Consider the following 12955-nt stretch of genomic DNA (forward strand, 5'->3'; position numbering starts at 1 on the left):
TTAAATATAACTTATTAAAATAAATGTATAAACTAATTGGGGTGAGATTGATTGAAAGAAGTAGAAGTTTGGGGAGAGTTACAGACGCTTCTTCATGTAGACGAAATAATTTTTCATTTCGATGAGATTAATCAAATGATTGAAGATAGTCCGACGGAGGCATTAGCGTATCTTGATGGATTATTCATAGCATTATCTGAAAAGCGTTCGACACAACTAGCTGAGCAAATAGGCCAAGATAAAACGAAATCACACTTGTTTCAAAAAAACTTATTACATTTGGCATGGAAACATATGCGAGTTGGACTTAATGTATCGATGCGTGAATTTCAAATTGCGAACGAATATATTAAAATAAGCGATTCAATTTATGCAGAGAATCTTCGTGTTTCAAAAGGATTTAGAGCGCTAAATATTTTAATGGAAATCGCTCAATCCTGGATCAGTGATTGTAAGTTCTTTGCTAAAGAAAATAAGATTTCAGATTTTCCGATGTCTAAGATTATTGAGACGAGTCCTACACCTGTTGAGGTGGCTATCGAGAAACCCGAACATCTTGAATACAAAGAATCGAATACTGGTTTCATAACAGAGTCTGGTGACTTTTTGACGAGAATGCGTGTCTTACAATCTTCGTCGAAAGAATCTGTTGTTCATGCAGAATCTTTTGGGTCTCTTCGGGCTTATATGCATGTTGTTCGTCCTATTCAGGAAATGTTGACGGAAAAACTGGAAGTGGCTCGCAAGAGTCCTTCACCTAGCCTGATTCTCTTATGCGGTAGTGTAGGAGATGGGAAAAGTCATCTACTTGCTTATTTGATGGAGAATCGTCCTGATTTGTTTGAAGAGGTGTTGGTACATAATGATTCGACCGAAGCACATAATCCAAGTGAAAATGCGCTTGAGACACTGGAGAGAGTCTTACATCATTTCGATGCATCACCGGAAAAGGCGAGGACGACAATTATTGCCATCAATTTAGGTGTCTTGCATAATTTTTATCATCTTCAAAAATCTAAAGGGCGTTTTAATCAAGTGACGTCTTTTATCGATCGAAGTGAAGTGTTTGCATCAGCCGCGAGTAACGGAAAAAGCGAAGGGCATTTCCATCTACTTAATTTCTCTGGAGAACAATTTTATGAAGTGACGTCGAATGGGGCCACTTCTAGAGTTTGTTTGGAAATTATCCGACGTATCACAGCGAAGGATGAAAAAAATCCATTTTATAAATCATGGTTAAAAGATATTCAACAAGAAAATGTAACGGCGGCTCATCAGAATTTTGAGTTGTTGCAACATGAATCTGTACAACAAGCAGTAGTCAAAGCTTTAGTCGAGGCGATGATTAAGCAAAAAGTAATCATATCTATGCGGGCTTTGTATAACTTCATTTACGATATCATCGTACCGGTAAAGATGACGACGGCTATCTCTTCACTTCAAGAACATATTGATGCTATGTTACCAAATCTTTTATTCGCACACCCTGACCGTTCTCATCTTCTTCATATTTTACATGAAGTTGACCCTGTGAAGATGCGCCTTCAACATTTCGATATGATGTTGACACGTTTCATCATGACTGAACATCCTGAAAGAATGGTTAAAGAAATTCTGGGTGATCGAGCATTGGATGGTGTATGGGAACGTCTATCAGAAGCTTATGGTCGTGAGACACAGCTTGCATTCGCACGTCTGTTGATTCGTAACTATGCTTTACTCTATCCAGAAAAAATTGATGATATCTATGAATCATTCGTCCAGCTATTATTTGCTTACTACACCGGGGACGAAGAAGGTATGGGCGAGGTCTTTGAACTATTAAACAACGTATTGTATATGTGGAAAGGTTCGCCGCGCGATGGTTATATATACATCGATCCACCGAATAAACGATTCCGTATGGCCATCACGTTGAAAGTCGAAGAAAGTGTCGACGAAGAAACGTATGGGATGGCTGAAGGGCAGAATATCTTAACTCGTTTTGAGCCTTCGGTCCGTATCGGATATCAACAAGATGCGACAAATCACTTATTTGATTTGGATTATTCTTTGTTTGCTTTACTGAAAAAAGTAGCATCCGGCTACCGTCCTACAAAACAAGATGTACAAAATGCACTTCAATTTGCTGAATTTCATGAAAAGCTAATTCAAGGGGCAGACAAGACGAATAAATTATTGCTTGTCCATACACTAGATTACTCGATGCTAGAAATTTCAAAACCAAAATTCTCAAAATCACGATACGAAGTAAAGAAGGTGAAGTAAATGTATCAACTTAAGAAGGAAAGCATCCGGCGTTTTGCAGGAAAAGGTGGAAAATATGTTTTTGCACGAAGAAAGAACGTCTATCTTCTGCCTTTTCCTACCCGAGAGCCAGAGCGTGTGAAATTTGAGAACGGTTTTTTATCAGTTACCGGTGCATTCGTACGGATGATTAAAGGGAAATCTGCAGAAATCGATTTAAAAAGTCAGTCTTTTGATGACGTGCTAAGACTAGGAAAATTCGACGATGATGAGTCTAAGCAACTGTTTGAGTACTATCTAGAAGAATCAAATCATGACGTAACAAGTCAGCGAATCGATAAAATTGAGCAATTAGAGCGGGTACCTCTTTCGGAAAATGAACGAGAACAAGTAGGGGAAATCGACTTTGCTCGGTATCTATATGACACATATGCGAGAGAAAACCGAACTGTCTTACATGACCACTTCCAGACGACTGAGGAAATGGATATCATCACTACAGTACTCATGGAGCAATTATCTCCAGTAGCGCGCTACGATCAAGGAGAAGAGACATATCGCTCATTATTTCCTGGACTTGAGGAACGTTTTCAAGAGGACGTAGCACATATGCGGCGTAATCCAAAATTTCTAATCGAGAATCTGTCAGCATTACTTGTTCATTATGCATTCACATCGATTACACAAACTATCTTCAAAGTGAACAAAATTGGGCATTTTGAGGCGCACCATCTTCAACCTTTATACTTTCTTCTTCGATGGGAAAAGGGAGCAAAATGGCGTGAAAATTATGAGAGTGGATACAGATTGATTAAGTACGGACTGGAACATTTCTATGCGCATGAGCATGCATTGAATATTTTATCGATGAACGATTTTATTGGTCATGATAAGAACCGTCTATACCATGACTACTTCGAGTTTTTCGCTGAAAAACCAGAAGGGAGACAACCATTCATATCATCGATTTATGAATGGTTAGAAGAAGAATATGCTACTTGGACGAAACAGGATGTACCACACAATTTAGAAGGAAAAACATTGCGGGATGCCTTCGAAGATTTACATCGAACGATTCGGATGGGAGTATCGAAAGAATTGAATTCCCGATATCCGAAGACACTTGAAATGCTTGTAAAACAATTCTATCGGAAAAATGGTGGTTCACTTGGAACGTTATTATCCTTGTCACAAGAACAGTTATTGATGCTGGTTGCAGTATCAGTAAAAGAGGAGCGAATCGAACTACGTGAGCTATGGAAGCGGCTCGAAGAACGAGGTGTTTGGTTCGACTATAATTCGAAAGAAGAAGTCGTTAAACTACTTGATAAATTGAATTATTTGGAAAAGAAAAGCGATAGTGGGGATGCTCAATATGTCAAATCCATTCTTTAATCATATTAGTCAACAATTGAATCGCTTCTTTCAGCAAGAGGCACTAAATCAACAAACGGATCGATATTATGTTCACTTGCCCTCTAGGAAACACGTCGTAGAAATGTATAATGCACTCTCCAATTTATCGACGAGTAAACCATTTCAGTACCGTCATCCATCTGGAACACGAACGTATGAGACAATTTCCTTAGAATACGGCAGTCAAAAATTCGTTATTGCTGCAACAGGGATTGATACGAGTATCGACTTCTTAGTTACACTTCGAAATGAGATGAGTGAACAAAAAGGAATTTGGAAGGGAACTTCTCTTGTCCTTCTTTCCGACACGCTTAATGACTCAATTCGTGGCGGTGGACGGAATCTCATGAGTGAGGGACTTCCACTACACGTCAGTCAAATGGTCAAGAGTATGGATGAGTTGCTAGAGGTCAGTCGATTTTCGAAGGTAGAACAAGCCGCCTTCATGCATTATCTAAAGAATCGTGAACAAACAACGCGTATGCAAAATACATCCTTCCTTGATTTCGAGGAGACGCTTGCTTTACTAGAAAAGGGGAACTTAGAACAAGCGGATTATCGTGCGCTTCATTACTTCCAAGATAGTGGGCTTGGTATCTTATTAGAAGAGCAAGCACGGTATGAAGTGAACTCAAGAGAATGGATGAAACGTGAACGAGAAATCGACCGACGTCTTGACGTGAATACTCGAAAGCATGAAGAAATAGGTCGGTTAGTCGAGATGGGGAATGCAAGAGATCGTTTAGAGGAATTGTATGACAAAGGGGCTTCGACCTTAAGTGATGATGAAAAGTGGTATGTACAGGATTTCAATAAGATTCTTGAGTGGGAGGAGGTCGCTTCCGAGAAGAAAGTAATTCATTTCGAGGCAAACGGCATTCAAGTATCAACGGATGATATAACACCAATCGAGGAAGTCCATCTCGAGAAACGACCTAAGGCAGATACAACAGCCGGACGACGCGAATGGAATCTATTGTTATTTGCTCCTTCACATGTTTCGACTATCGAACTAAAGTTACCATTTGACCGTCACGTTAGTAATCGGTTCATCTCGACAGGAAATGCTGTATCGAGCGGACACTCAATTCGAGTTAACATTGATGCTTCATCAGGTGAAACGTTGTTCGAGCGAGTGGTTTACAAACACGAGAATAAAGCGGCGAGTACGTATAAATTTAATATTGCCATCTTACGTTGTCCGAAGGAATGGTTAGTACCTCATTTTTCTTCTTTCCAAGTCGATACGACACCTAAAAGCAAACAGGCAATCCGGTTGAATTTTGATGGAAGAGGTGTTCGGATCGGCGAAGGAGAAACAGAAATTCCTGTTCTAGTAGATGATGAGACGGTAACTATCGATGAAGGAGCTATCTTACTTTTTAAAGGTGAACAAATCGAGGAGCAGGATGAGTTTCGATTCCGAATCTCGGATGGGCGAACTTCGATGCCAATCGTCGTTAAAGATATTGCAATCCGTTCGATTCCATTGGAAGGTTCGAAGTTATGGGAAAAGAAACGTCAATCTCGTTCTTCTTTTAAAATGCTTGAAGATGGAAAGCGTGTCGAAATTGATAATCTACCTTACACGATTTATGAGAATGACCGCCGTTATTTGATGATGGAGAAAAACTGGACGAATACAAAAATGCGGTCTGCTGCAATTCGTTTGGATGAACTGGAGGAAGTTGAATTAGAGCTTCCACACACACTTGAAGAGATATACATGGAATTTTTACAAACTATCGAGCGAAAAGGCGGAATGCCTTCCTTGATTCACTATGATGAAGAAATGATTACGGTGGGAACACGATATGTCGGTGCATATCTCGATAGCATCGAACAAATAGAAAGTTCACAAGTCATGATAGACGCAGAACGAAATCTTTTCCGTCTGGGAATGATTCGGGAAGGGAAATCCGTATATTTCTCACCTTTCGCTCCATTAAATGTCGCCTATCAGCTGCAGGTATCGGCAGAATTAGCTGAAGAACAAGTTGATGCAAATATATTGCGGCGTTTGAAAGCAATGTATGTTGTACCCTATCTAAAGATGCAAGATGATTTATACATGCCGATTGATGAAAGTCGAATGGCAGAGTGGCACTTATATCGGCCGAGTGAAGAGGCGTCTGTAGGAGAAACAAGCAGTTATTTAGCTAAAATCGTTTCAGAGAAGATGACACAATTCGTTGATCATTATGAATATCTATTCTCTATTGATGAAAAAGCTGCACTTCGTATCAACGTCGTAAATATTGCGAATGATCGTGAAGTTCTTCGTGGTATCGTGGATTGGCTTAAAGGTCAAGTGCGTCAGTCAGGTCACTTGGATGCATTACGCCACATTGAGGTGACTTCTTATAAACTAGATGAAAAAACGTCCAGTGTCTTCGATGAACTGAACGAAGCGAGTTCGGCATCAATTTTCAAAGAACGAACCGGTATAGATTTCGCGACAAAAGATTTTGAAGCGGATGAGGTGATGGTCGCTTTCCAGTCTGCGATTCATTATATGAAAAAGGATTTTGAAGAAACGATGGAGTATGCGCATGTAACTTTTTATAAGATGCGAAACGAAGAGAACATATCACGTCAATTAATGACGAGTTTACCGAGTAGTATGAATCTTAATGGACTATTCACGACGAGTGTCTCTTCACGAACGGACAGTAGTGGATATCGTTCAGGGTATGGAATCGGTGAAAGTGACACGAGAAGAACGCAACTGACACGTTTTGGTTATCAGATGAACGAACTTATCGCCAATATGCAAGGAGGCGGACATGATGCATACACTAAAGGTATTGCGCTCGCAATGCACGTGCGTACCGAGAGTGAACGTTTCTTAAAATCTCTCTATGAAAGCGCACATTGGGTGACATTCATTGATCCGTCGGTAGATTTGAAATATTTCCAAGAATCTTCCGACCATCTCGTCATTGTTCATTACAGTGACCAACTGTCCTCATCGAGTAGTTACGATGCAATCACAGTAACTGATAAATCGAACCTTTACTTCAATGTCATCGAAGAAATCATGCAGAGTCAGCAGGTAGAGATGACGAAAGAGGCGATTCAGAACGTCATTCTTGCATTCAATACTTTTAATGGAGAATGGTTGTTACGGGCTGTCCAAAATCGTAGCCATGATAAGCGTGAAAAGATGAGTCTGGTCTCAGCGATAAAAAGAATCTTACTACATGTTGACCATCCAAATATTCGATGGGTACCTGTTGCGATGGAGGAAATTGTAAGGGTGACTGGGAGCGTAGGACTTAGTAGAAAAGATGGATTGTTCTCAGGCAAAACGATTGGTAGACGTGGGAATTGTAGTGATGATTTAATGTTGATGGGTCTTGAACAAGTGGGTGGTCGACTTAAATTACATCTTTATCCGGTCGAGGTTAAAATTGGTTTAAATGAAACACCTATCATTGATAAAGGAATTTCGCAGGTCAAAGAATTAAAACAACGCTTGCATGATTATCTTGTTGCAGACGAAGGTTTCGATGCGCGGTTCCTAAGAAATTATTTTGCTCGAATCTATCTCAATAATCTTGACAAGATAAAGCATAATGAGGTTTGGCCAGAACGCGATTATACAGTATCAGGTGAAGAAATCGACGGACTCTTGAATGACGATTTTGATATTACGAATGAGCTTGAAAAAGAATTCGGTGCAGGTTTTGTCGTCTCTTTCCGTAAAGCAGCAGAAGCATCAACGAGTCAAAGACGAGACGGTGTAGTGGTGCTTGAATATCCAGAATATGAAGGCTATGCTACTCTTGCATATTCAATGAAAGAGCTTTCGGAGGGTGTGGTGATTAAATCGCCACCGAAGCTGCCAGTAGTGACACCGCCAGTAGTGACACCGCCAGTAGTGACATCGCCAGTAGTGACACCGCCTGATAAAGAGATACGTCCTTGGATTGGGAGAAGCTTAGGTAAAGCAGTTCATTGGGAGTTCATGGATAAAAATTTATCGAATCGTCATTTGCTAATCGGTGGAAGATCAGGTCAAGGGAAGACTTATTTTATTCAATCAATTTTGCTTGACTTAGCTAACAGTGGACAATCGGCACTTGTGATAGATTATTCAAGTAGTTATACGTTAACACAACTGGATGAAGTTTTTTTAAAGCGAATGGAAGGGAAGCTGACGGAACGCATTGTTTATCATGAAGGATTCCCGTTGAATCCATTCCGTCGTCGTGATAAAGAAGTTGTGGGACGGATTGAGAAAGAAAAGCCTAATGAAGTGGCGACACGTGTCGCGGATGTATTCCAAGCTGTCTACAAGACATTCGGTCCACAACAGAAGAGTGCGCTTTATGAAGCGACGAAACGTGGAATCATCAAACATGGCGACCATATGAGAATGGAGCATTTATTGAAGGAAATCAAGGAGTTGGATATAGCTACTTCAAGCGTAATCGCATCGATTACAAGTAGATTGACACAATTTGTTGATATGGATCCATTCGACTATGAAGCAGAAGATAAATGGAAAGAATATTTTGGACCAGGCGGAAAGGTGACCGTCATTCAACTCGCTGGTTACGACCAAGATGATATTAAGAAATTAATGACGGAATTCATTCTATGGGATTTATGGTACTTTACACAAGATGGAACAAAGGATGAACCCATTCCAGTTGTATTAGACGAAGCACAAAATTTATCATTTACAGATGGTTCGCCGGCAGCAAAAATTTTACGTGAGGGTCGAAAATTTGGTTGGTCAGCATGGTTTGCGACTCAAACTTTTAATAACTTCGCAAAAGATGAATTATCAATTTTAGATAATGCTGGGACGAAGATATATTTTTCTCCTGCTGAAAGCGAACTCAAAATTCTTGCGAGTCGAATTGGTATGGCGAATCCGGATGATTTACGCCAATTGCGAAAAGGACAGTGCCTCAGTGTAGGGCATTTCCTTGATGAGCAAGGTCGTTCATATAATGGTCAGCATATTGTAGATATACCGGCATTGAATGAGAAGTGATCAAGCATTTTTTGAAAATCAAGGAGGAAATATTATGTCTGTTCCACTAAAAGAAATAGTATTAGAGGCGATAGAACAACGTTACGACTGCTCATTATCCTTGATTGGACAAAAACGTATTATTTATCAAGGGGTAACAAGCGAGAATAAAACGATTAAACTTTGTACACCGGAGACGAAGTTATATAAAGAAGAGCATGGATGGTTTGATTTAACTACAAAGCAAGTAGATGAGTTGGATCAAGCAGATATTTCGATTATGGCCATTCGTGTTGAAGGCGGAAAAGTATATTATATTGAATTTAGAAATCTACGTCGCTTGATGACGGAGGAAATTACTCTTGATTACTCAAATGATGCAAAATGGAGATTCTATATTTGGGAAAATCATATTAAGTTGCGAGGTAGTGACGAGAAATTCTATGTAAGTGGAGAAATAGTAAGGACTATACAAGCAGTTTGAGAAGTAATGGTTATGAAGGCTGACATCGTTTTTGCGAAGTTAGCCTTCATTTCATAAACAAGAAATTAAAGAGGGGAAGCTGAGATGAGCAAATCGAATTTTATTATATGGATGCAAGAGACATCGACCGTTTCGTCACAATCAATCAAGAAATATGCTTTTGCTATCGATAGTGTCTCTAGAGAGCTAGATTCATATGGGCTGTCTAATGAAAAGGAGCTATTCGATATCGAGTCTGAAGAAATGATTAGAAAAATTATGGAACATCCAGATTTCATCGATAAGAACAGACGTGGAAATAATATGTATGGTGCGGCATTGAATCATTTATTGAGATGGAAACAAGAACTTGAAGTTAGAGAAATAGAGGATGAGTACGCATATGAGATGCGTGAGTTTCACCAGTATTTGCTAGCGGATTCTGATAACGGAATCAGGATGGAAGAGGCTCCTAAAACAACACCTAAAAAAATCATTGTTCATGGAAGAGAGGTCTGGTTCCGTAATCCGAGATATGCTAGAGAGGCACTGGAACGAGCTGGATACTTATGCGAATTGGATGGAACGCATCAGTTGTTCGTATCCAAATTTACTGAAGAAAATTATGTTGAAGCTCATCATCTCATTCCGATACAGTTTCAAAATAAATATAAGAATAGCTTAGATACACATGCTAATATCATTTCTATTTGTCCAATGTGCCATAGAAAAATTCATTATGGTACATTTGAAGAGATTCAAAATATGATTAAAAGATTATTTGACAGTAGAAAAGCTCGCCTCAACTCTAGTGGGATAGATTTAACTATTGATGAATTATATGATTACTATAAGCAGTGATGTAAATCACTAAGAAGGACAATTCCTGAAGTTTCTATACAGAAATTGTCCTTCTAATTTAAATTAAATTTTGTATTTTCTCCCATTCTTCCGGATTTTATCTATTACAATTTTTTCTACATCGATATTCAATTCACTACATAAAGTCAACGCGTAAATCAGAACATCAGCAATCTCTTCTTTAATATTCTCTTTGTTCTCTTTCCAAGCTTCTTCACTTGTCTTCCACTGAAAAGCCTCCAATAACTCAGACGCTTCGATAGATAAAGAAATCGCTAAATCTTTAGCGTTATGATATTGTCTCCAGTTCCGTTCATCCCGAAACTCATCGACTTTTTTTATTAAAGATTCAATTTCATTCATGAGTCATTCTCCTTTAGCTGTAATAGACGTTTTCGCAATTGCAGATTCGTAGCATAAAGATAAAGTCCTTTTACGCCTCGCTTCATCAAAACGTTTAATGAATTTAAAATAATATCTTCTTTGGCTTGTTCATTTTCTGTTTTACTTAAGTCCTGGCGCGAAACAAAGGCGCCTTTATCCTTATACTGTGTAGGATCAATGATTAGCTGCTGAGTCTCTTCGTCATATTGAATGGAAGGACCAAGCACAACACCTACGTAATTTAAATCAAATCCTTGAATTGTATAAATTGATCCAACTTCATTTATTGTTTCGGGTTGTTCTGCCCACGTTATATTTGAGTAACTACGATTCCAGGGAAGGTTGATGCCATCCTCGTCTACGTAATAGTCAGCACCATCTTTTTTATGAAGATAATCAAAGGTTGATACCATTCTTGAAAGCCCATATTTTTGATCTTTTTGAAAAATTGCTTGTTTGAATGCTTCGGGATCTTCGAAGATTTGAAAGTCATAGTTAGAGTCTGATGGTAACGGTAAGATTTCTCGTTCTACAAAACGATTGATCCAATGTAATGTTTTTTGACTAGCTTGCATCCGAAATTGTTTAGATAATCGTAACGTTTTCGTTGCGAAAGGACCGACGATTTCCTGAAGAGTAGTACGTCCCCAGTGGCTCTTGATTTTTAATACTTGTTTAGGATCAAAAATTAGAATAGTGACCTTACTACGTGTGATGATTTCGTTCAGCTGATTTTTTTGATGAAAGTTGTTATACGTATCTTCTTTTGTTAAGAGTAGGTGTGCTTCATCAATTAGTACAATGTCTACCATCGTGTTTTGATTACTCAATGTGTTTATGAATGGTGTAGGTTTTTGGAATTGTTTTTTCTTCAGGTTCGGTAAGCTTCCCGCAATCGATTTATACGTTTTTAGCATTTCACTATGATTAACAAGTAAGTAATTGTCTGTTTGATAAAGAGCGGAACTTGTATCTTTCGACAGGTCCTGGATTGTATTGAATAAAGAACTAAGCAAAACACTTTTGCCTGTCCCGGCATCTCCTTCAACAATAAATACATGATGTCCTGATTGTGTAATATTTATTTTGCAGTATTCTAGTATTTCTTGTTTTACTTCGAGTTGTTGCTCAGACAATTCACGATATGGAGAGAGTTTATAAACATCTTTATTGCGTAGGTGTTCAAGTGTTCCTTTAGCAATGCTTTCTTCACGCAATCGTTGCCAAATGTTTTCGAAGACCGTCTCATTAAAAAAGGACTTTTGATAATAATTATGAGTATAGCGAGAGGCTGTTTGACTGACGTTCTGCAACTTATAATGACCGTCAGCAATCAGAAAGTTGATCAAATTAGACTCTATGTTATAAGTGGCCGATTGGTTAAACTGCTCGTGTCCAATTAAAATTGTTTGATCAAGTTGTTTACGTCGAGAATCTTTTAAATGGGATTTTAATCTTTGATTTTTTTGAACCGTTTGCCCTACATATGCTTGTTCTTTAGTTGAACTGTACAATAGGTAAACGATTGGATAATCGTCTATAAAATCCGACTGCGTATTGATTACGTCACTATAAGTAAATTTACGTTTCTCGAAATAAAGATTTTTCACTGTATGAAATCCTCTCAAGGTAATGATAAATGATTCGGCTAACCTGTAATATAATGTAATTTACATAACTAAATAATACTATAAATTGTAATGTATATAGCATATGAATTTTTAACATGCTTTTTTAGGAGGACAAAGAATGGTGACAAGCTTATTTTTAGTTGAAGGACTCCCAGGCTCAGGCAAAACAACAACAGCTGAAGCATTAACTCGTGTACTACAAAATCAACAAATCAATACACGCCTTCATATCGAAGGTGATCTCAACCATCCTGCGGATTATGAGAGTATCGCTTACTTAACGATGGATGAATGGACGGATTTTCAAAGCAAGTACGCTTCACTCGATGTCTTACGATTTGCTGAGGTGTTCAATGACTACGTGCTAATATCGTATCGTCAGTGGCAGTCAAAACAGGATGTTCCTGAAGCAGTACTTGCGTTTCTGCAAGCAAGAGATATCTATGAACTACCATTTGAGTTATATCAGTCAATGATCTTTAAAAAGTGGGAAGCGTTCGTCGCTCAAGCGTTAACGACGGATACAACATATGTTTTTGAGTGCTGTTTCTTGCAAAATCCGTTGACGATGGGACTCATCAAATACGATCTACCGAAAGAGACGTTACGAGCGTATATTAATCGCTTAGCGACGATCATCGCGCCATTGCAACCAGTTCTCGTCTATGTTGATCAACCGGATGTAGAACGAAACTTCCGTAGAGCATTAAACGAGCGTCCACCAGAATGGGCGGACGGATTCGTATCCTATTACACGGAGCAAGCATATGGTGTGAATCACTCGTTATTAGGAGTGGAAGGGACGATTGCAATCTTAAGGGAACGAAAAGCATTGGAACATCAGTTGTTAAAAACGCTTCCCTTTAGAGTAGAGGTATGAACTGAGCCCTACAGTTTGGACAGTTTAATAAAAGCACCATTAACGTTTTAAGCTGCTATGAGATGGCTTCGGTATTGTACCGGAGT

8 protein-coding genes are annotated in these 12955 nt (G+C 38.8%); 6 read left to right on the forward strand and 2 right to left on the reverse strand.

What is annotated here, in order from left to right:
- Positions 1 to 51: 51 nt before the first annotated feature.
- The 5 genes from dptF (at position 52) to KNQ15_RS14650 (ending at position 9974) form a co-directional block, all read left to right on the forward strand.
- Positions 52 to 2268, forward strand: a complete 2217-nt coding sequence (dptF, locus tag KNQ15_RS14630) for a DNA phosphorothioation-dependent restriction protein DptF (RefSeq protein ID WP_214729889.1) — start codon at positions 52 to 54, stop codon at positions 2266 to 2268.
- Complete coding sequence (dptG, locus tag KNQ15_RS14635; RefSeq protein ID WP_056063936.1) at positions 2269 to 3642, forward strand: DNA phosphorothioation-dependent restriction protein DptG; 1374 nt, start codon at positions 2269 to 2271, stop codon at positions 3640 to 3642.
- Positions 3623 to 8671, forward strand: coding sequence for a DNA phosphorothioation-dependent restriction protein DptH (gene dptH, locus KNQ15_RS14640; RefSeq protein ID WP_251137703.1), 5049 nt, complete (start codon positions 3623 to 3625; stop codon positions 8669 to 8671). The genes dptG and dptH overlap by 20 nt, the downstream gene beginning before the upstream one ends.
- A 34-nt stretch (positions 8672 to 8705) precedes the next feature.
- Complete coding sequence (locus KNQ15_RS14645; RefSeq protein WP_050678904.1) at positions 8706 to 9134, forward strand: hypothetical protein; 429 nt, start codon at positions 8706 to 8708, stop codon at positions 9132 to 9134.
- Positions 9135 to 9218: 84 nt separating this feature from the next.
- Positions 9219 to 9974: an HNH endonuclease gene (locus tag KNQ15_RS14650; RefSeq protein WP_214729891.1), complete on the forward strand. Its 756-nt coding sequence runs from the start codon at positions 9219 to 9221 to the stop codon at positions 9972 to 9974.
- Between the two features lie 63 nt (positions 9975 to 10037).
- Here the strand turns inward: KNQ15_RS14650 and KNQ15_RS14655 are convergent, their stop codons facing one another.
- Together KNQ15_RS14655 and KNQ15_RS14660 are read right to left on the reverse strand one after the other, a co-directional pair.
- The gene (locus KNQ15_RS14655) at positions 10038 to 10337 is read right to left on the reverse strand and encodes a nucleotide pyrophosphohydrolase (RefSeq protein ID WP_214729892.1); all 300 of its coding nucleotides are present in this window, start codon (positions 10335 to 10337) and stop codon (positions 10038 to 10040) included.
- Complete coding sequence (locus KNQ15_RS14660; RefSeq protein ID WP_214729893.1) at positions 10334 to 11968, reverse strand: DUF2075 domain-containing protein; 1635 nt, start codon at positions 11966 to 11968, stop codon at positions 10334 to 10336. The genes KNQ15_RS14655 and KNQ15_RS14660 overlap by 4 nt, the downstream gene beginning before the upstream one ends.
- A 139-nt stretch (positions 11969 to 12107) precedes the next feature.
- Here KNQ15_RS14660 and KNQ15_RS14665 point away from each other — a divergent pair, with 139 nt between their 5' ends.
- Positions 12108 to 12869 carry a P-loop NTPase family protein gene (locus tag KNQ15_RS14665; protein ID WP_214729894.1) on the forward strand — a complete coding sequence of 254 codons (762 nt, stop codon included), beginning with the start codon at positions 12108 to 12110 and terminating at the stop codon, positions 12867 to 12869.
- Positions 12870 to 12955: the final 86 nt, after the last annotated feature.

Origin of the sequence: Exiguobacterium sp. s168 (assembly GCF_018619035.1) — a bacterium.
In the GTDB taxonomy this organism is placed as follows: domain Bacteria; phylum Bacillota; class Bacilli; order Exiguobacteriales; family Exiguobacteriaceae; genus Exiguobacterium_A; species Exiguobacterium_A acetylicum.

What these genes read in the sequence shown, in the direction of transcription:
- dptG (WP_056063936.1), top strand. Translation starts at nt 2,269, where the DNA reads ATGTATCAACTTAAGAAGGAAAGCATCCGGCGTTTTGCAGGAAAAGGT.
- dptH (WP_251137703.1), top strand. Translation starts at nt 3,623, where the DNA reads ATGTCAAATCCATTCTTTAATCATATTAGTCAACAATTGAATCGCTTC.
- KNQ15_RS14645 (WP_050678904.1), top strand. Translation starts at nt 8,706, where the DNA reads ATGTCTGTTCCACTAAAAGAAATAGTATTAGAGGCGATAGAACAACGT.
- KNQ15_RS14650 (WP_214729891.1), top strand. Translation starts at nt 9,219, where the DNA reads ATGAGCAAATCGAATTTTATTATATGGATGCAAGAGACATCGACCGTT.
- KNQ15_RS14655 (WP_214729892.1), bottom strand. Translation starts at nt 10,337, where the DNA reads ATGAATGAAATTGAATCTTTAATAAAAAAAGTCGATGAGTTTCGGGAT.
- KNQ15_RS14665 (WP_214729894.1), top strand. Translation starts at nt 12,108, where the DNA reads ATGGTGACAAGCTTATTTTTAGTTGAAGGACTCCCAGGCTCAGGCAAA.